Raw genomic sequence first — 19,062 nt, forward strand, 5'->3', positions numbered from 1 at the left:
AGAGTAAAAAGAGGGACTTTAGTCCCTCGTGTAACAAACCTATGGACTTTCAGTCCATAGTGGTTTAGTCTTTTTGGAAAGTAGGGAAGCTGTTTGGAACTCCCCTTTCTTTCGCTTCGTGAAATTCATTCCCCTCTTTGGGAAAAGAGGGGAGCTTTAAAAAAAAGAGAATTCGTGGTTGTGCGTGTGCTGCTTTTACTATTTTTAACCACTAATACCACATAGAAAAGAAAAGCAAATGATTAAAAGAATACAATAGACTGATGTTGTTTGAGTTTTTAAAATATTTACAACCTACGCATTATTTTGGTTTACCAAGTGCAGGGCATAAGATGGTTTATCCCGATCCGGGGAGTTTGCCAAAAGCGATCTTAAATCAGTTAGAGCGCGATTTGGGTTTTGTGGATGATCGGTCTGTCCAATACGATTTGGCCTGGCAAGCCATCCATAAAGGTTATATTGGTAATGTAAATGCTTTAAGTGGTATAGAAAAGGTATCGGTGCAGGATGAATACCGTTTTATTAGAAAGTATTTTAATAGGGTTTGGGTAGCTTATGTGCTATTACTGCGTATTTTTAGTTTTAAGAACCCAATAAAGGAACTAAGCGCATGGATGGCAACCCGACATGTAAAACGCAGTGCCTATTTAAAGCAGCCTTTGCATTACCCGGATTGGGAGGGGGTTGCATCGAAGTTGCTGGAGTCTAACCCCATGGTTAGTGTTATTATTCCAACGCTTAACCGATATGATTATTTAAAAGATGTGCTGACAGATTTAGAGCAACAGGATTATAAAAACTTTGAAGTGATTGTGGTGGATCAATCGGAGCCTTATGACGTTGCTTTTTACAAGGCTTTTAAACTGAACTTAATGGTGAGTTACCAAAAGGAAAAGGCACTGTGGTTAGCTCGTAACACCGCCATTAAACAAGCACAAGGTGATTATTTATTGTTTTTTGATGATGATAGCCGGGTAGGAACGGACTGGATTAGGATGCATTTAAAATGTTTGGATTTTTTTAAAGCTGAGGTTTCCTCCGGGGTATCTATTTCTAAAGTGGGGGCAGAGGTGCCGGCGCATTATCGGTTTTTTAAGGTAAGCGATCAGTTGGATACGGGTAATGCCCTGGTAAAAAGAAAGGTGTTTGAACGTGTTGGATTGTTTGACCGTCAGTTTGAAAGGCAACGTATGGGGGATGGTGAGTTTGGTTTGCGTGTGTATTTGATCGGTTTTTTAAACGTGTCCAATCCTTACGCCAAGCGATTGCATTTAAAGGTAGATCGTGGTGGTTTGCGGGATATGGGTAGTTGGGATGCTTTTAGGACTAAGGCCTGGTTTGCGCCGCGTCCCATACCTAGTGTGCTGTATTTTTTTAGACGTTATTTTGGGAAAACACGATCCTGTTACGCTTTAATGCGTAGTGTGCCATTTTCTATCATGCCATACCGTTTTAAAAAGAATAAACCGATGTTGGTGTTGGGAGCCTTGGTGTCGGTATTTATTTTCCCTTTGGTAGTATTTCAGGTCTGTAAGTCCTGGTACTTATCGGGGAAAAAATTGAAGGCGGGACCACTAATCGAAAGCCTGTAATGCATTTGAAAGCTAAACATATTGTTTTGGTGTGTTCGGAGTTTCCTCCGCAGCCAGGCGGTATTGGTACGCATGCGCATCAGGTGGCACACCATTTGTACCAATCTGGATATGGGGTAACTGTTATTACGGATATGCGATCGAAGTCTGGGGAGATAGAACGGGATTTTGATGCTGGTTTGGCATTTAAAGTTAAACGGGTTAAGTGGCGAAGTTGGCGTATATTTATGTATTTAGAACGTTTGTTAACCGTTTTTAAGCATGTTAAAGGGGCAGAGGTGGTGTTAGCTTCTGGTAAGTTCTCCTTGTGGAGCGTAGGGTTTTTTAGTTTGCTTTTTAATAATAAATACATTGCTGTAGTACACGGTACAGAGGTTAACTATAAACCTATTTTATTGAAGCAATCCGTTACTATGGCCTTGGGTCGTTTTAATGAGGTAATAGCCGTATCGCATTTTACCAAGGAACTTATTTCCAAGCTTGGGATCGATCGTGTTACTGTGATCCCTAATGGTTACGATCCCAATGTGTGGCAACCTAAGGCAGCACGCGCCATAAGTTTGGTTGGTAGTCCTAAATTAATTACTGTGGGACGGGTTTCGGAACGTAAAGGGCAATTGGAAGTGATAAAGAGTTTGCCGACATTATTGGTGTTCTATCCTAATATACATTACCACTGTATAGGGCTAGCAGATGCGAATACTGATTGTTTGTATATGGCCAAACAGTTAGGTGTTATGGAACATGTAACATTTCATGGCGTTTTGGACATGGCGGTTTTGCCTGCTTATGTGGCTGATAGTGATATATTTGTAATGCTGAGTTCGGAAACAGATCAAGGTGATGTGGAAGGTTTTGGTATTGCCGTTATTGAAGCCAATGCCATGGGGATACCAGCTATTGGAGCTAGAGGAAGCGGTGTTGAGGATGCTATTAATGATGGTGTTTCTGGGTTGCTAGTGCCTACAAAGGATGCGACAGCTTTGAAGAGGGCGGTCGATGATATATTGCAGCATAAAGATCGGTTTGGGACTGGTGCTTTGGATTGGGCTGAGCAACATCAATGGAGCCATGTTATTAGGCGGTATGTTGATGTTGTGGAAGCAGAAAGTTAAAAGTTAAAAGTGAAAAGTTATAAGGTTTTTGCGTCTTTTATCTAGTGTCTAGTGTCTTTTATCTAGTGTCTTGGGTATTAATAATAGTCAACAGTCAATAGTCAATAATCAATAATCAATAATCAATCAGAAGAGATGCTTCGTTTCATTGCATTTTGCTCTGCATGACAGGGAGGTGTCAATCATAAGGAGGCAATGTCCGACTGAAGAATCTGTTGTTGGGAAGGGCAAAGTTGAAGGTGTTAGGTGATGGGTCTTAGGTTTTGGGTAATGGGGGTAATAATAGTCAATAATCAATCGTCAATCAGAAGAGATGCTTCACTTCGTTACGCTCTGCATGACAGGGAGGTGTCGTCATTCAGAAGGAGGCAGTGGTCGACTGAAGAATCTGTTGTTGGGAAGGGTAAAGTTGAAGGTGTTAGGTGATGGGGCTAAGGTTTTGGGTAATAGGTATTAATAATAGTCAACAGTCAATAGTCAATAGTCAATAGTCAATAGTCAATAGTCAATCAGAAGAGATACTTCACTTCGTTACGTTCTGCCTGACAGGGAGGTGTCGTCATTCAGAAGGAGGCAGTGGCCGACTGAAGAATCTGTTGTTGGGAAGGGCAAAGTTGAAGGTGTTAGGTGATGGGTCTTAGGTTTTGGGTAATGGGGATTAATAATAGTCAATAGACAATAGTCAATAGTCAATAGTCAATTAGAAGAGATACTTCACTTCGTTACGTTCTGATGACAGGATGCGTGATATATAAGTTTAAAAATAATTTTTAAGTTTAAATAAAAATAGCACCTTTGTTCTAATTCAAAGACAATAGATGAAGTTGGCGATTATTTCACATACAGAGCATTATACAACCGATACTGGGGTTTTAGTAGGTTGGGGGGCGACGGTGAATGAGATCAATCATTTGTTGGAGGTATTCGATACCATTTACCATATTGCTATGCATTACGATACTCCTGCTCCATTGAGTGCATTGCCCTATGTTTCTGATAAAATCGTTTTTGTGCCTGTTCCGGCTACAGGAGGGCGTACTATAGGGAGTAAGCTTCATACTTTGTTTAAGGCACCGACAGTAGTAAAAACACTTAGTAGGGTACTGAAGGAAGTGGATTGTTTTCAGTTACGTACTCCAACAGGAATAGGGGTTTATTTGGTTCCTTATTTAAGTTGGTTTGTAAAAAAACCGGGTTGGTATAAGTATGCGGGTAACTGGAACGAAAAGCATCCGCCCCTGGGGTATGCTTTACAGCGTTGGATGTTGAAGTTACAAGGAAGGAAAGTCACTATTAATGGTAAATGGCCCCATCAGCCCAATAACCATATGAGTTTTGAAAACCCTTGTTTAACTATGGATGATATAACCATTGGAAAAAAAATAAGGGCACAAAAAACCTATGCGGATAGCCTGAACTTTTGCTTTGTGGGACGTTTGGAAAAAGAGAAAGGTGTTGAGCGGATCCTTAATGCATTTAATGGTTTGTCGAAGGCCGATAGTTTGCGGGTGGGAACTGTACATTTGGTTGGTGAAGGGGTTGATATGCCATATTTTAAAGCTTTGGCTGCCCAGAGTTCAATTAATTACCTGTTCCATGGTGCACTGCCAAGAGCAGATGTATTTGAAATATATAAAGCTTGTGAGGTCTTTGTGTTACCCACAACGGCTTCGGAGGGATTTCCAAAAGTGATTGCTGAAGCCATGAACTTTGGGTGTTTGCCAATTGTGTCTGAGCTATCTGCAATTGGTCATTATATTAAAAATGAAGAAAACGGGTTTTTGTTGGATACGGTTACAACAGAGCACCTTATCGAGAAATTGCAGCGGGTTTTACATTTGAGACCTCCGATCTACAAAAAAATGCTGGGTACTTTTGATGCTGTGGTTTTGAAGTTCACGTATACCTATTATAACGAACACATTAAAAAGTTACTGTCGCTTTGAGTCCACGCGTACGGACATACCATGATTATTATATCCCCTTAGTGTTGGCGCATATAGGTATAGGGATTATGCTTTATGTTTATAAACCGTTATCGAAAATTTATTTTTTTGTTCTGTTGGGCTATTTTATGATTCGTATTGTTTTGTCTCCAGGTTTTAAAAAGGCTCAGCAGGTATTTTTAGCTTGTGCTTATTTTGCGGGTGCTGAAGTGTTGTTTCGTATGACCGACGGTGCTATTGCTTATGAGGCTTCCAAATACCTAGTTATTTTGTTTATGCTGCTAGGTATGTTTTTTAAAGGGATTAACGGTAAAGGTTATCCTTACTTTCTATATTTAATCTTATTGGTGCCGTCTATATTGATGGCATCAACTACTTTAAGTTTTTTTGCCAATTTTAGGACGAATATTGCTTTTGTATTAAGTGGTCCTGTGTGTTTGGGCATAGCTGCTTTATTTTGTTATGATCGAAAGGTGACTAATAAGCAATTATTGGATATTGTCATGTATGTGTCATTGCCTATTATAAGTATGACTGTCTATTTGTTTTTGTATAATCCGAGTATTAAGGACACTTTATCGGGTACTGCATCAAACGGTGCTATGTCTGGAGGTTTTGGACCAAATCAGGTGTCGACAGCTTTAGGGTTGGGGATGTTTGCTATGGTGGTGCGTTTGTTTATGAAGTCTCCAACATTGTTTTTAAGAGTACTAAATATAGTAGTCCTGGGGGGAATGACCTTTCGGGCTATTGTAACCTTTAGTCGGGGAGGGGTGGTTGCAGCCGTTATTGTAATTGCCGCTTTTTTAGGTAGTTTGTTTTACAGATCGTCGTATAGAATGAAAAACCAGATCTTGGTTTCTTTTGTTTTAATGTGTATTACTATTGCCATTACCTGGATGATAAGCTCGGATCAAACGATGGGGTTGATTGATAAACGCTATGCTAATGAAAATGCACAAGGGATAAAGAAGAAGGATATTACTACTGGACGTATCGATTTGTTTAAGGAGGAAATAGATGGCTTTTTAGGTAGTCCGTTTTTGGGTATAGGAGCCAGTCGGGTTAAGGATATTCGAGTTGAAAACAGTGGAACTTCTTTGCCCTCGCATAATGAGATAGGGCGTCTATTGTCCGAGCATGGCCTTTTGGGAATTGTTATCATTATGATTTTAATAATCAAACCCATGGGTTATAGAACAAGTAATAAGCGCAATTACTTTTTTTATGCTTTTTTGGCCTTTTGGTTTGCTACCATTAATCATTCGGGTATGCGTATTGCTGCTCCTGGTCTTTTATATGCTTTTGCCCTACTAAATGTGGTGCCAGAGGCGTATTATAGAAAATCATTAAAAAAAGCAGTAAAAAAACCTTAAGTTTTGGTAAGCAAATAAAAAAGAATATAATAACTTTATTTTAAAACGATTGATTTTCAGTTTGTTGGCTGGTTTAGTTGTGCAAACTATGTCATTCTGACGAAGTATGAGGAAGAATCTCATCATTATGAGATTTCTCATTTCGACTTCGCTCAGTGCAGGCTTAGTTCGTTTTTTTTTCTTAAATTTAAAGACACCCTACAGAAAGCTATGTTGAAACTGATACAAAAAATGCGTTGGATCGTTAAACGGCATCCCTATTTGTATTATACAAGGTTTAAATTATTGTCGAAAAAGGCAGCAGCAGACGAAGCTTGGGATTACAGTTACAATACCATTAATCAAAGAGAAAGTCTACCATCCTATTTCCAAACCATTAATTTAAAGATATTTGAAGATACTCCGTTTTTGAGTGATTTTGATAAGACATTGCATCTTGCAAAGTGGTTGCGCATGCATATTAAAGGCGGGTCGGGGCTTAGTTTGTCTTCCGAAAAAGCACTAAAAAAGATGCTTGAGGGTGAAGGAGGCGTGTGTAGTGATATTGCCCAGGTATTTAATAACTTTTGTGTGTTAAACGATATTCGGGTACGAGAATGGGGTATCACGTCGTTACCGTACAAGAACAAGTTTGGAGGACATGCAGTCAACGAATTTTATTCAGACCGACATAATAAATGGGTGTTAATAGATGTCGCTAAATCTTTAATGTTTTATGAGGGTGATTCAGAAGAACCCTTGTCGGTTTTGGAGCTGTTTGAAAATAATAAACAAAAGAAACGGATTGTTTTCAGATCGTTCTTAAACTCAAACCCCATAGATTATACGTTAATTAAAGATTATTATTTAAATACTGAACGGATGCCATTTTTAATATGTAATTACTGTAATAACACGTATGATTGGTATTTGGATAAATTTCAACCCTACCTTCCTATTTTTGTCATTCATTTTTGGCTATATCTGGCAAAGAAAAGTTATTATTATTTGTTTCCTTTGCAGCGTTATAAAAATAAGCTTGCGTAAATTCGCTTGAACCCGACACCCGACACCTAATTCTATGATACATATCCTTTATGTAGGAAATAAGTTGGCAAGCAAAACACGAAATGCATCTGGTATAGATCATTTGGGACCTCTATTGGAAGCTGAAGGCTATAAGGTTTATTATGCTTCTTCCAAATTAAATAAATTAGTGCGATTACTGGATATGCTTTGGGCTTGCTGGTGCTATAGGCGTAAAGTCCATTTGGTGTTGATAGATACTTATAGTACGTTGAATTTTTGGTATGCGGTATGTGTGTCGCAATTATGCAGGTTGCTTAAACTAAAATATGTACCTATACTTCATGGCGGTAACTTACCAAAGCGTTTGGAGACCAATCCTTACTTAAGCCGCTTGCTATTTGGTTATGCTTATAAGAATATTGCTCCCTCCGTTTATTTAAAAAAAACTTTTGAGGTGCATGGTTATACTAATTTGGAACATATTCCTAATGTGTTGTCGCTTGCAATGTATCCTTTTAAAGCAAGGCACTTTGAGCGTATTAATATGTTATGGGTGCGCTCTTTTGCTAAAATATACCACCCGGAGTTAGCAGTTAGGATATTGAAAAACATACAGGAACGAGGGGGGGGGGTATCACTGTGTATGGTTGGGCCTGATAGTGGTGATGGGAGTTTGCAGGCAACACAAACTTTAGCAGAAACGCTTGGTGTAAATGTGAATATTACAGGTAAACTGACCAAGGAAGCGTGGGGCGCTCTGTCTGAGAATTATAATGTGTTTATTAATACATCCAATTTTGATAATATGCCTGTTAGTGTTATGGAGGCTATGGCTTTAGGACTTCCTGTGGTTTCTACCAATATAGGTGGTATGCCATTTTTAATAGATCATAAGGTTAACGGCATTTTAGTACCACCCAATAATGAGGAAGCGTTTGCCGATGCATTACTGGATATTTGCTCCAGACCCCAAAAAGCTTTACGAATGGCCGAGAAAGCCCGTATGACTGTTGAAGCTTTGGATTGGGAGCAGGTAAAGCTACAGTGGTATAATGTTTTAAAGTAAACGTGTTTGCGTGATTTTTACTCCGTAATTCAAAAATGGTTTGTTATTAGTTTATGGTTAATGGTGCTTTTTTATAATTGTAGCTATAGTAAATAACTATTAACTTTTAACAAAAAAAAGAGACTGTTTTTGCTTTAATCCAAAAAGTTTAAATGAGTTAGGTAATAATAGGTTCTAATCAAATTAACTTATTATATTTATGTTGCTATTAATCTCATCTTATCATGTCTAACCAAAATATTCATTTTAACATTTCTGAGCGTAAGGTTTTATTGAGGGTGTTCGATATTTTATGTATTCTTGGTGTGCTCTACTTAGTTGGAAATCTATTTGCGTTCGATTACTTTATTATTACCAGAGCCAGTTGGACCTGGGTGTTGGTATTGGTGCTGTACATTTCTATTTTTGGTACGGTGTTCGAATTGTACGATCTCCAAAAATCCAGTAAGCTGGAAAGGGTATCGGCAAATATTGTTTTAACTGTATCTGTTACTGTATTGTTTTACTTTTTAACACCTTTTTATACGCCTTTTTTGCCAGATAACAGACTGCAGATACTTTATTTTTATTTTGCCATTCTGTTTGCTTTATTTTTTTGGCGCTTGTTGTACTTGGTTTTTATTGTGTCTCCTCGATTTTATAAGAAAGTCTTGTTGGTAGGTGAAATTTCTAATATGGAAGCTATTATCCATGCCTTTAATGTGGCGGATCCAAATTATAAAATTGTGGGATTTGTTAATTGTGAAATGGAACGGAGCGATGGTGTTAAGTTTTTAGGGGTAAAGGAGTATAGTCCCTATGAAATTGACAGCGTTGTTAAGGAAGAAAATATCTCGGAGATTGTAGTGGCTAGTTATAATTCAGAAACTATAACTCCTAGTATTTACCGCATTTTGATATCGCTTTTAGAAACGGGTTTTCCCATACGCGAGTATACGCAAGTATATGAGGATATGACATATAGGGTGCCCGTACAGTTTGTTGGTAAAGATTTTTATAAGTACTTCCCGTTTAGTAGAAGTAACCAGAATAAGCTGTATTTGTTCTTTCATCGCTTTTTTGATATTGTTATATCCTTAATAGGGTCTGTGTTTACAATAGCTTTGGTTCCGCTTATCTTTTTGGGTAATCTCATAGCCAATCGGGGGTCACTTTTATATACACAGGTGCGTGTTGGTAAAAATGGGGAAACCTTTAAAATTATCAAGTTTAGAACGATGATCGAGAATGCAGAGCCTTCTGGAGCGGTTTGGGCAATGAAGAATGACCGAAGGATAACCATGTTTGGTAAGTTTTTAAGGAACTCCAGAATTGACGAATTGCCCCAGTTTTTTAATATCTTAAAGGGGGATATGAGCTTAATTGGCCCGCGACCAGAACGCCCTTATTTTGTAAAAGAACTATCGCAACTATTGCCTTTTTATGAAACGCGCCATATTGTGAAGCCTGGTGCTACAGGTTGGGCGCAAGTGAATACCAGATATGGATCGTCTGTAGATGACAGTTTACTTAAATTGCAATACGATTTGTATTATATAAAACACAGGAGCTTTTTTCTGGATATAAACATTCTTATAAAAACCATTACTACCATGATCTTTTTTAGGGGGCAATAGGGAAATTAAAAGCTAAAAGTTAAAAGTGAAAAACTAAAAGTTAAAAGTTTGGGTTTTGGAGCGAATGCTTTAATTGAAGTGATTTTCAGTCAACAAATAATAATCAACAGACAATAATCATTCGTAAATTAGAAGTTGGGAGTAGTGTTCAATACCCAGTTTTCGGTAATCAGTGACCAGTAATAGGTGTGGCGTGTTTCGTGTGCGGTTTTGAAAGTGTTAGAAAGGGTTTACTATTAGTTAACAATTTACTTAAATAATACGGGAGGATTGATTGGGTTTAATTTTATAGTTTATTTTAACCAACAACCAAACAGCTATTTATAATAATGAACCAAAAACACATATCTAATCATTAGGGCGATTAGGAGCGGTATTAGTCCAATGGCAAAAACCTGGACACCTACAATCCAGTGTATGGTTAACAAGCATAGGAGTATAATTAAAAACTTTAAATATTTTATAAACCAAGTGCTTGCCTGCTTTTTTAAAAGTTGTGGGATTACCAGTAAGTTAAGTGCAAAGGCCCAAAGTAGGTTGTAATTTTGGTGTGTTCCGGTATGGTCGGTTGCAAACCAAAGTAGTAGTATAAAAACACCAATAATGCCTGTAAGGGCAAATAGTGTAACATTTAACCAAACACGGGGCTTGTTGGCTCTATAGTCTTTATAGGTAAGCCAAATGATGAGTAGCGCGAGTATACCAAAAATAAATAAAGGGCTCGTGAAAAAAGCATTGGATTGTAACGCAGGTTTTTGCTTATATAAAACATGGCTTTCTTTTACTAAAGGTTTGCCACTATCCTTAATGGTTGCATTTTGGAAGAATTTATAAATGTTCTCTGGTAAAAACATATGGTCTTCTGACTGCGCTTTTTTGTCGATTACAGAGCCTAAGGCTATGTCGATTCCCAGACTCCCCCAGGAATTTTTGTTGAGGTTGTTTTGAATTAAAGTTCTAAAACTAGCTTCTTTAAAATCTTTTGGAGTATTAAGCTCAACGCTATTGTTTGTGGCTATATTGATAACATCCTTGATCTTTGTAGCGCAGTTGTCATAGAAGAAATCATATAGGTAGTTTCTGTTTTCGGGTTTATTGTTTTCTAATAAATAATTGTAAAGAGTCTGCTTTTCCTTTTGCGATAAATTTAAAACCTGCTCTTTAATGCCTCTATTGTAATAACTGTAAAGTCTAAGGAAATCGTAAAAAGCACTGTCTCCTATAGAATAATTTAACTTGCCTTTGGCAAAGTTTAAATAGAAATTTGGGGCTTCAAAATCGAAGCGGCCATAATCGAAGGTTTGATCGATGTTAAAAGTAGGATCTTTAACCCGAAAGGCATTGTGTCCAAATGCATCATTTAAAGAGGGACCAGGGGCAACCGTTAACACGCTAATTTGGGCTTTTGGGGACAGTTTAATTTGTTGCGCATTTAGTAGGTTAAACATGCAAAGTAATAGGATGGGGAAAAGCTTTTTAAACATGGTCCTGTAAGATTATCTAAAGATACTGAAATCGAGTTTTAAAGAAAATACATTGGAGTATAAAGCTACGCTTTGGTCTCCAATATCGGTAAAGGCATAATCTATTTGAATGCCTTTGTAATTAAAGCCTACACCAAAACTGGGCTGAAAGCTGAGTTGCTCTGAATTTCCTATTTGCTCTTCGTACTGAAAGTTTCCCATGCCGGCTCTTAAGTATATCATGTCTATGTACCCAAATTCAAGGCCCAATGCTGGATTGATACTCGCAAATGAAGAAGAGATAACGTCATTATTTTCTTCGAACCGTACATTTAAGTTAATAGCGGTTAGTAGTGTGTAATCGTAGTGGAAGGTAAAGTATTTTGAAATACCTATTTGTAGTTTGGGAATGGTAATTTCGGTGGTTTCTGGAAGTTCTTGGTTTTGACCTTCTATGGCATTCTGTACTTTGGCAAATTCTTCTTTGTCAATGCTCCAAGCATTAAATGTGGTCGTGATATCTCGGGCCATAACACCAAATTTCCAGTCATTATCGGTTTTAAACTGTAAACCAGCATCGAAACCAAACCCCCATGAGGAAGCAAAATCACCAATAATACGCCTTATTACTTTAGCATTAACACCAAAACTAAGACCTTGTACGGGGAGGTCTCTGGCATACGAAAAGGTTAATCCATAATCGGCGGTAGAGAAGAGACTTATTCTGTCGTAATTGATATTGCCTTGGTCGTCTATGAGTTGCGTTGTATTTAAAATGTCGTCTACAGCAAAACGAATAAGTGAGAGTGCTAGACTACTGCGACTGTCCAATGGTTTCGCAAATGCGACATAATCGTAGTTTGCAATGTTTGCAAAATAGCTGGAATGCATCAAGGCCAATTGATTGTCTTCAAGATGCAATAGTCCAGCGGGATTCCAATATCCTGCATTTACATCGTTTGTATGCGCCGTAACAGCACTACTCATCCCTAAAGCAGCTGCATCAACCCCAATATTCATAAACTCATTGGAATATTTACGGGTAGTTTGCGCAAATAGGCTTAGTGAAAGCACGCAAAGCAGTATGGTTAAGTAAGGTCTCAAATATAATTTTTTACAAATATGCACATAATTTATAAGCTATAAACTTGAAATGTTAAGAGTTATTGTTTTATTCTTTGAAAGTTATGAAGTTAGAAGCTGGAAGATAGAAGTTAAAAGTGAAAAGTGAAAAGTTAAAAGTTAGAAGTTAGAAGGGGTCAAGTATGGGTAATGGGTTTTAGGTTTTGAAGTACTGTTGTCTGTCATTCCTGCGTATGCAGGAATCGACTATTAGAGTTAGTGCCTCCAATCCTTGGGAGCATACTTTTGAATCTCAGAAGGTTAGGAATTGTTGTTGGTTTTATTTAAAAACTGGAAATAAGTATTTAATATAGTTTACTATTTTTACAAAACTAAAATTATAAAACACTTTATGAAGCGTTACATTCCTAATGCCCTTACACTGTTAAATTTATTATGCGGGAGTATTGCAGTTGTTTTTGCGGTTACCAATAACTTTACGATTGCGGCGTTGTTTGTATTTACTGGTATCTTTTTTGATTTTTTTGATGGTTTTGCCGCTCGAAAGTTAGGAGTGCAGAGTCCGCTGGGCGTACAATTAGATTCGTTGGCCGATATGGTAACAAGTGGCTTGGTGCCAGGTATTATTATGTATAAATTATTGAGTATTGCTATTGATAGTCCTGAGATTGTAGCTTTGTCTGCCGAGTGGGATAACATGCTACATGGTGATGACTTTAGAGTGTCTGTTGTGCCCTTTTTAGGGTTGTTGATTACTTTGGCCTCAGCTTATAGGCTAGCAAAGTTTAACTTGGATGAGGAGCAGCAAAGTTACTTTAAGGGATTGCCAACACCAGCAAATACCTTGTTGATTATTTCTTTACCACTTATTATGGAGTATCAGAATAATGACGTTATGAATGCTGTTATTTTGAACAGCAGGTTTTTAATAGGGCTGACCTTATTGAGCTGCTATTTATTAAATTCATCTATTAAGCTGTTTGCGCTAAAGTTTAAGGATTGGAGCTTTAAAGCCAATGCATCGCGATATGTGTTTATGGTTTTGTGCGTTGTACTTTTAATTGTTTTGCAATTTGCTGCTATTCCAGCAATTATTCTACTATATATAGGTATGTCTCTTTTGGACACCGTAATGCCCAAATAATTTAGTTTATGTTAGAAAACATTTTTACGTTGTTAATGCTTGTGCTTTTACAAGCAGTTTTAGGATTTGACAACTTGTTGTACATTTCTTTGGAGAGTAAACGTGCTCCTGAGGATAAACAGGCTTATGTTAGAAAAGTGGGTATTTTAATGGCCATAGTCCTACGCATTATTTTACTGTTTGTACTGATTGAACTTATAGGGTATTTCCAAGACCCTGTGTTACAGTTTGCTTTTGAAGGTGTGGCTGAAGGGCAATTTACGATTCATAGTTTTATTGTGCTGGGAGGGGGTATATTTATTATTTATACTGCAATGAAAGAGATTTGGCATATGATTGGGACTAAAGATGTTAGTCATGCCATTGAAGGAGAAAGAAAGTGTTCGGTTAGTAAAGTTATAAGCATGATTGTTGTTATGAATGTTGTGTTTTCTTTTGATTCTATATTAAGTGCCCTAGCGTTGACAGATGTGTTTTGGGTTATGGCAACAGCTATTGTTATTGGTGGTTTGTTAATGATTTGGTTGGCAGATAAGGTATCTGATTTTTTAGCGAAAAATAGAATGTATGAAGTGCTGGGCTTGTTTATTTTGTTTATAGTGGGGATTATGTTGGTTACTGAAGGAGGTGAATTGGCGCATTTAACACTTTTTGGGAACCATGTCGAGCATATGAGCAAAACAACTTTTTACTTTGTGATAGCTATATTGGTCGTTACCGATATCGTACAAAGTCGCTATCAAAAAAAGCTGTTGAAAGAGCAAGAGGAGAAAATGAAGAATTAGCTTTTATCAGGGGTGTTAGAGCTGGAGCTCTTTTTGGGATTACGTTTTGCTTTTTTAAGACTTTCGTTGAGCATCCATTCTATTTGACCATTTGTGCTTCGGAATTCATCTGCTGCCCATTTTTCAATGGCCTTGAGCATGTCTTCATTAATTCGTAAAGCAAAAGCCTTCTTTTTGGCCATAATTAAAAAAGTTTATCTTAAATAGTTTGCTATAACACTATTGGCTTCATGTTTTTTTTGAGTGCCAATGAGTATTTTTTCTCCATTAACAAGTATTAATTGAATTCCTATATTCCCTTTTACGTTTATAGCAATTCCGTTTTTTCTCTTCCAAAGCCAAGTGCCTTTTAATCCCCAGCCACCGTATTCGGACAGGGCATTGTATTTTCTTGTTTTTGCCTGCTTTATGGTTTTCCAAAGTATGGTTTTCCTTTTTAAATGGAAAGGGAAAAATTGATAATGTATGCCGATGTCATCAATTCTGGTTTTTAATTTAAACAGGAATATGATACCAATAGCTATTAAAATTGTACTAATGATGCTGATATATTCAAGGAGCTCTATCTTGTTTTTAAAAAACGCATTGGTAACCATAATGATAGGGAAAATAGCAGAACTGCCTAATAATACAATTAGCCAGTTTTGTGTAAATCGTTGTTCTTCAATAAAAATCCTCATTATTAATGATTTAAGGTGCCAGTGTTTAATACGGGAGATGCGTCTTTATCGCCACAAAGTATAACCATTAGGTTGCTTACCATGGCTGCTTTGCGTTCTTCATCTAAATTTACAATTTCTTTTTTGCTTAGCTCTTCAAGAGCCATTTCGACCATGCTTACCGCGCCTTCAACAATTTTGTGCCTAGCAGCAACAATAGCTGTAGCTTGCTGTCGTTTAAGCATGGCATTTGCTATTTCTTGAGCATAGGCCAGATAGCCAATTCTTGCTTCTAAAACTTCAATGCCCGCAATGGATAACCTCTCGTAGATTTCTTTTTCTAAGGCTTCACTAACTTCATTAACGCTGGAGCGCAGGGTGATATCTTCGTCTAAACCATCGTCTGCAAAGTTATCGTATGGATACATACTTGCCAGTTTTCTAACGGCAGCATCGGTTTGTACCCTTACAAAGTTTTCATAGTTATCAACATCAAAAGCAGCTTTGTAGGTGTCCAGAACACGCCAAACCAATATGGTGCTTATCATTACGGGATTTCCTAGTTTGTCGTTTACCTTTAAGCGTTCACTGTCGAAGTTACTGGCTCGTAATGAGATTCTCTTTTTTGAATAAAATGGATTTACCCAGTAAAAACCATTTTTTTTAACGGTGCCAACATATTTGCCAAAAAGTAAAAGTACTCTGGAGTTGTTAGGTTGTACCATTATAAAACCTAAGGCGATTAATGCTGCAAGAATGATTGATAAAATAAATAGTGGGTCTTTTTTGCTAAAAACCATATAAAATCCGCCAATTAAAAGCGTAAAACAAATAAACAGCATTAGATAACCGTTTGCCGGAGTAATAACCTTTTCTTCTTTCATGATTATATGTATTTAATATGATATTATTATGATATCATAAAGATATATAATTTTTTGAATATGCAAAGCTTTAAAATGAAAATATTAAGAATGTTAGTTAGGAGCGTTCAATTGCTAAAGAATGCTCTGGTCTTAGATTCTTTATGCAATAAGAAGCAGAAAGAATATTAATGTTGTTTTGAGGGATACCTTTTGGTGAGATTAGTGTATCGAGAAGTACTTTTTTAGACTTTTTGCCTTAAAAACAAAAGTCTAGATAAGTTTAGAGTGTAAAGATGTGAATTCCTATTTGTAAAGGAATGGTGGTTTTAGAATAATGTAAACACATTGCTTAACAAACACAATAAGGCTTAATATGTTTGTGAATTATGTTCTATATACTATAAAAAACTAATCCCGAATCTTCTTTTTGCGTAGTTCGAAGTTTTGTCCTAGGTATACTTTTCTAACCATATCATCGTTGGCCAACTCTTCGGGTTCTCCAGCTTTTAAAATGCTGCCTTCAAACATTAAGTAAGTTCTATCTGTAATAGCCAGGGTTTCCTGTACGTTATGGTCGGTAATTAGTATGCCAATATTTTTCTTGGTTAATTGGGCTACAATACGCTGGATGTCCTCTACGGCTACTGGATCTACACCAGCAAAAGGCTCGTCCAACAAAATAAAGTTGGGGTCGGTAGCCAAGGCGCGTGCTATTTCTGTACGACGGCGTTCCCCACCAGACAACAAATCGCCACGGCTTTTACGAATATGCCCTAAACCAAATTCTTCTATTAAGGATTCCATTTTGTGGTGTTGTTCCTTTTTGCTAAGCTTGGTAAGTTGCAGTACGCTTAAAATATTATCTTCAATACTCAACTTTCTAAACACGGAAGCTTCTTGTGCTAAGTAGCCAATGCCATTTTGAGCGCGTTTGTACATAGGATACTTGGTAATGTTTTTATTGTCTAAATAAATGGTGCCACCATTGGGTTTTATTAAGCCAACAATCATATAAAAAGAAGTGGTTTTTCCTGCTCCATTAGGACCTAATAAACCAACAATTTCCCCTTGGTTAACTTCCAAAGAAACATCTTTTACAACTTTTCGTCCGCTATAGGACTTCATTAAATTTTCGGCTCTTAAGATCATAGATTATGTAATGAACGCTAAAAATAGTAAAATCGTACAGACTATCGTAGCGGAGATTAAATTTATATTTTGTTTAACGTTGTTGTTCCAGAGCGTCCCAAAATTCATAAGCACGCCGTAAATGTGGTATTACAATGGTGCCGCCAACCAATGTAGCGATGCTTAGGGCTTCCACAACTTGTTCTTTTGGAATGCCTTGCTTGTAGCACGTTTCCATATGGTACTTAATACAATCGTCGCAGCGTAATACCGTTGAGGCTACTAATCCTAAAAGCTCCTTGGTTTTAATATCTAAAGCACCTGCAGCATAAGCATTGGTGTCCAAATTAAAGATACGCTTTATAACCTTGTTATTGTCTGCCAAAATTTTATCGTTCATTTTTGAACGGTAATCATTGAATTCGGAAACAATATCAGGCATGTTGCTTGGCTTTTCGCTTTTCATTTCGTACAACTATTTTGGAAATGTAAATACTTACTTGGTAGAGGATCAAAATAGGAATGGCTACAATAACCTGACTGGCAATGTCCGGAGGCGTTATAATAGCTGATAATATTAATACAACAACCAAGGCATATTTTCTGTATTTTCTTAAAATATCTGGTGTTACCAATCCTATCTTAGTTAAAAAATAGATGATAATGGGCAATTCGAAAATGAGCCCAGAGGCTAAAACAGACGATCTTACCAAGCCTATAAACGAACCGATATCGATTTGGTTATCTACCGACTCGGAAATATTGTAATTAGCTAAAAAGTTTATAGATAAAGGTGTAATTACGTAATAGCCAAATACGACCCCTATAAAAAATAGTAAGGATGAAATAATGATGAAACCTCGAGAATGTTTGCGTTCGTTTTCATGCAGTCCAGGGCTAATAAACTTCCACAATTGGTAAATGGTATATGGAAATGAAACAATAAAACCAGCTAATATGGCAGTCCAAATATCGGCAGAAAACTGTCCGGCCATAGTTCTGTTTTGTAAGATCAAAGGTATTTTGTCATTACAAAAGCTGGTTTCTATACCAATGAATGTTGCAATTTCACATAAGTAATGGTAGGTAGGGAAGCTCATTTCTTTGGGCGCAAAAATAATCTGATCAAAAATGAATCGACTAAATATAAAGGCCAAACTAGCTACGATTACGATCCCTAAAACAATCCTAATTAAATGCCACCGTAAATCTTCAAGATGGTCTAAAAAAGACATCTCATTAATATTCTTCTTTTGTTTTTTTGCCATTATATAATTCCTTCTTTAATTAAATCGTGAATGTGAACAACGCCTGCATATAAACCATTTTCTTCTACAAGCAATTGCGATATATCGTTGTTTTCCATGAGTTCCTTGGCGTCTATGGCCATGGCGTCGGCAGCTATGCGTTTTGGGTTAGCACTCATAATATCCTTAGCCGTAAGGGACGAAAAGTTGTCTGCCTTGCTAAGCATTCTTCGTAAATCGCCATCGGTAATAATACCTATAATTTTATTATTTTCGATTACAGCTGTTACACCTAGCATCTTTTCTGATATTTCTATAATAACCTCTTTAATACTGGTGTTAGCAGTTACTTTTGGTTTTTGGTTAACAGATGAAATATCGTGAACTCTCAAGTATAATTTTTTGCCCAAAGCACCTCCTGGGTGGTATTTGGCAAAGTCCTTACTTGAAAATCCACGTAATTCCAATAGGCATACAGCAAGGGCATCGCCAATAACCAATTGGGCCGTTGTACTGGTTGTAGGGGCTAAGTTGTTGGGGCAGGCCTCTTTTTCCACAAAGGTGTTTAGAATGTAGTCGGCTTGTTGTCCTAAAAACGATTCGGTATTACCCGTAATGGCGATCATTTTATTATTAGCACTTTTAATAAGTGGTACCAATACTTTTATTTCGGGGGTATTGCCACTTTTGGAAATACAAATTACAACATCATCTTTAAGAATAAGGCCTAAATCGCCATGAATGGCATCGGCTGCATGCATAAAAATAGCCGGCGTACCCGTAGAGTTAAGTGTCGCTACAATTTTGTTGGCAATAATGGCACTTTTTCCTATGCCGGTAATAATAACACGTCCTTTAGACTTGTATATGAGTTCTACAGCTTCGGCAAAATCATTAGTCACTAAACTCGATAGGTTTGAAATGGCTTTGCTCTCCATGTCAATTGTGTGCTTAGCTGTATTGATAAT

General features: G+C 37.2%; 18 protein-coding genes. 9 read left to right on the top strand and 9 right to left on the bottom strand.

Translation table 11 applies throughout. From position 1 onward, the window contains the following. Nucleotides 1-263: 263 nt before the first annotated feature. From ABD792_RS08610 to ABD792_RS08640, 7 genes are all read left to right on the top strand, one after another. Nucleotides 264-1,592, top strand: coding sequence for a glycosyltransferase family 2 protein (locus ABD792_RS08610; RefSeq protein ID WP_345005503.1), 1,329 nt, complete (start codon nt 264-266; stop codon nt 1,590-1,592). 5 nt (nt 1,593-1,597) lie between these two features. Then, nucleotides 1,598-2,707: a glycosyltransferase family 4 protein gene (locus ABD792_RS08615; RefSeq protein WP_345005504.1), complete on the top strand. Its 1,110-nt coding sequence runs from the start codon at nt 1,598-1,600 to the stop codon at nt 2,705-2,707. A gap of 818 nt (nt 2,708-3,525) precedes the next feature. Further along, entirely contained in the window at nt 3,526-4,653 is a 1,128-nt protein-coding gene (locus tag ABD792_RS08620) for a glycosyltransferase (protein ID WP_345005505.1), read from the top strand. Next, nucleotides 4,650-6,029 (top strand): O-antigen ligase family protein, encoded by a 1,380-nt coding sequence (locus ABD792_RS08625; protein ID WP_345005506.1) that lies wholly within the window; start codon nt 4,650-4,652, stop codon nt 6,027-6,029. The genes ABD792_RS08620 and ABD792_RS08625 overlap by 4 nt, the downstream gene beginning before the upstream one ends. A gap of 210 nt (nt 6,030-6,239) precedes the next feature. Next, complete coding sequence (locus ABD792_RS08630) at nt 6,240-7,055, top strand: transglutaminase domain-containing protein (RefSeq protein ID WP_345005507.1); 816 nt, start codon at nt 6,240-6,242, stop codon at nt 7,053-7,055. Between the two features lie 34 nt (nt 7,056-7,089). Next, on the top strand, nt 7,090-8,103 hold the full coding sequence (locus ABD792_RS08635; RefSeq protein WP_345005508.1) for a glycosyltransferase family 4 protein: 1,014 nt from the start codon (nt 7,090-7,092) through the stop codon (nt 8,101-8,103). 224 nt (nt 8,104-8,327) lie between these two features. After that, nucleotides 8,328-9,719, top strand: coding sequence for a sugar transferase (locus ABD792_RS08640; RefSeq protein WP_345005509.1), 1,392 nt, complete (start codon nt 8,328-8,330; stop codon nt 9,717-9,719). 317 nt (nt 9,720-10,036) lie between these two features. Here ABD792_RS08640 and ABD792_RS08645 read toward each other — a convergent pair whose 3' ends face one another. Further along, nucleotides 10,037-11,167 (bottom strand): lipoprotein N-acyltransferase Lnb domain-containing protein, encoded by a 1,131-nt coding sequence (locus ABD792_RS08645; protein ID WP_345005510.1) that lies wholly within the window; start codon nt 11,165-11,167, stop codon nt 10,037-10,039. A gap of 48 nt (nt 11,168-11,215) precedes the next feature. After that, on the bottom strand, nt 11,216-12,286 hold the full coding sequence (locus ABD792_RS08650; RefSeq protein ID WP_345005511.1) for a putative type IX sorting system protein PorV2: 1,071 nt from the start codon (nt 12,284-12,286) through the stop codon (nt 11,216-11,218). Between the two features lie 370 nt (nt 12,287-12,656). Between ABD792_RS08650 and ABD792_RS08655 the strand changes: the two genes are divergently transcribed. Both ABD792_RS08655 and ABD792_RS08660 read left to right on the top strand, forming a co-directional pair. Continuing rightward, nucleotides 12,657-13,409 carry a CDP-alcohol phosphatidyltransferase family protein gene (locus ABD792_RS08655; protein ID WP_345005512.1) on the top strand — a complete coding sequence of 251 codons (753 nt, stop codon included), beginning with the start codon at nt 12,657-12,659 and terminating at the stop codon, nt 13,407-13,409. 8 nt (nt 13,410-13,417) lie between these two features. Continuing rightward, a complete protein-coding gene (locus ABD792_RS08660) occupies nt 13,418-14,194 on the top strand; it encodes a TerC family protein (protein ID WP_345005513.1) in 777 nt (258 codons plus the stop codon). Here ABD792_RS08660 and ABD792_RS08665 read toward each other — a convergent pair. The 7 genes from ABD792_RS08665 to ABD792_RS08695 all read right to left on the bottom strand — a co-directional run bounded on the left by ABD792_RS08665 (nt 14,191) and on the right by ABD792_RS08695 (nt 19,032). Beyond that, nucleotides 14,191-14,376: a type II toxin-antitoxin system antitoxin gene (locus ABD792_RS08665; RefSeq protein ID WP_345005514.1), complete on the bottom strand. Its 186-nt coding sequence runs from the start codon at nt 14,374-14,376 to the stop codon at nt 14,191-14,193. The genes ABD792_RS08660 and ABD792_RS08665 overlap by 4 nt on opposite strands. A 12-nt stretch (nt 14,377-14,388) precedes the next feature. After that, entirely contained in the window at nt 14,389-14,874 is a 486-nt protein-coding gene (locus ABD792_RS08670) for a hypothetical protein (RefSeq protein ID WP_345005515.1), read from the bottom strand. A 2-nt stretch (nt 14,875-14,876) separates the two neighbouring features. Then, nucleotides 14,877-15,737 carry an SPFH domain-containing protein gene (locus tag ABD792_RS08675; RefSeq protein WP_345005516.1) on the bottom strand — a complete coding sequence of 287 codons (861 nt, stop codon included), beginning with the start codon at nt 15,735-15,737 and terminating at the stop codon, nt 14,877-14,879. A 390-nt stretch (nt 15,738-16,127) separates the two neighbouring features. After that, nucleotides 16,128-16,868 carry an LPS export ABC transporter ATP-binding protein gene (gene lptB, locus ABD792_RS08680; protein ID WP_345005517.1) on the bottom strand — a complete coding sequence of 247 codons (741 nt, stop codon included), beginning with the start codon at nt 16,866-16,868 and terminating at the stop codon, nt 16,128-16,130. A gap of 73 nt (nt 16,869-16,941) precedes the next feature. Next, nucleotides 16,942-17,289, bottom strand: a complete 348-nt coding sequence (locus tag ABD792_RS08685; RefSeq protein ID WP_345005586.1) for a carboxymuconolactone decarboxylase family protein — start codon at nt 17,287-17,289, stop codon at nt 16,942-16,944. Further along, nucleotides 17,282-18,115 (bottom strand): twin-arginine translocase subunit TatC, encoded by an 834-nt coding sequence (gene tatC / locus ABD792_RS08690; protein ID WP_345005518.1) that lies wholly within the window; start codon nt 18,113-18,115, stop codon nt 17,282-17,284. The genes ABD792_RS08685 and tatC overlap by 8 nt, the downstream gene beginning before the upstream one ends. After that, on the bottom strand, nt 18,115-19,032 hold the full coding sequence (locus ABD792_RS08695) for a KpsF/GutQ family sugar-phosphate isomerase (protein ID WP_425568137.1): 918 nt from the start codon (nt 19,030-19,032) through the stop codon (nt 18,115-18,117). Before ABD792_RS08695 ends, tatC begins: the two co-directional genes overlap by 1 nt. Nucleotides 19,033-19,062 lie beyond the last annotated feature (30 nt).

Origin of the sequence: Snuella lapsa, from assembly GCF_039539345.1 — a bacterium.
Lineage (GTDB): Bacteria > Bacteroidota > Bacteroidia > Flavobacteriales > Flavobacteriaceae > Snuella > Snuella lapsa.

Excerpts from the sequence above, each read along its gene's own strand:
- ABD792_RS08610 (WP_345005503.1), top strand. The coding sequence starts at position 264 with ATGTTGTTTGAGTTTTTAAAATATTTACAACCTACGCATTATTTTGGT.
- ABD792_RS08620 (WP_345005505.1), top strand. The coding sequence starts at position 3,526 with ATGAAGTTGGCGATTATTTCACATACAGAGCATTATACAACCGATACT.
- ABD792_RS08630 (WP_345005507.1), top strand. The coding sequence starts at position 6,240 with ATGTTGAAACTGATACAAAAAATGCGTTGGATCGTTAAACGGCATCCC.
- ABD792_RS08635 (WP_345005508.1), top strand. The coding sequence starts at position 7,090 with ATGATACATATCCTTTATGTAGGAAATAAGTTGGCAAGCAAAACACGA.
- ABD792_RS08640 (WP_345005509.1), top strand. The coding sequence starts at position 8,328 with ATGTCTAACCAAAATATTCATTTTAACATTTCTGAGCGTAAGGTTTTA.
- ABD792_RS08645 (WP_345005510.1), bottom strand. The coding sequence starts at position 11,167 with ATGTTTAACCTACTAAATGCGCAACAAATTAAACTGTCCCCAAAAGCC.
- ABD792_RS08655 (WP_345005512.1), top strand. The coding sequence starts at position 12,657 with ATGAAGCGTTACATTCCTAATGCCCTTACACTGTTAAATTTATTATGC.
- ABD792_RS08660 (WP_345005513.1), top strand. The coding sequence starts at position 13,418 with ATGTTAGAAAACATTTTTACGTTGTTAATGCTTGTGCTTTTACAAGCA.
- ABD792_RS08665 (WP_345005514.1), bottom strand. The coding sequence starts at position 14,376 with ATGGCCAAAAAGAAGGCTTTTGCTTTACGAATTAATGAAGACATGCTC.
- ABD792_RS08670 (WP_345005515.1), bottom strand. The coding sequence starts at position 14,874 with ATGAGGATTTTTATTGAAGAACAACGATTTACACAAAACTGGCTAATT.
- ABD792_RS08675 (WP_345005516.1), bottom strand. The coding sequence starts at position 15,737 with ATGAAAGAAGAAAAGGTTATTACTCCGGCAAACGGTTATCTAATGCTG.
- lptB (WP_345005517.1), bottom strand. The coding sequence starts at position 16,868 with ATGATCTTAAGAGCCGAAAATTTAATGAAGTCCTATAGCGGACGAAAA.
- ABD792_RS08685 (WP_345005586.1), bottom strand. The coding sequence starts at position 17,289 with ATGCCTGATATTGTTTCCGAATTCAATGATTACCGTTCAAAAATGAAC.
- tatC (WP_345005518.1), bottom strand. The coding sequence starts at position 18,115 with ATGGCAAAAAAACAAAAGAAGAATATTAATGAGATGTCTTTTTTAGAC.
- ABD792_RS08695 (WP_425568137.1), bottom strand. The coding sequence starts at position 19,032 with ATGGAGAGCAAAGCCATTTCAAACCTATCGAGTTTAGTGACTAATGAT.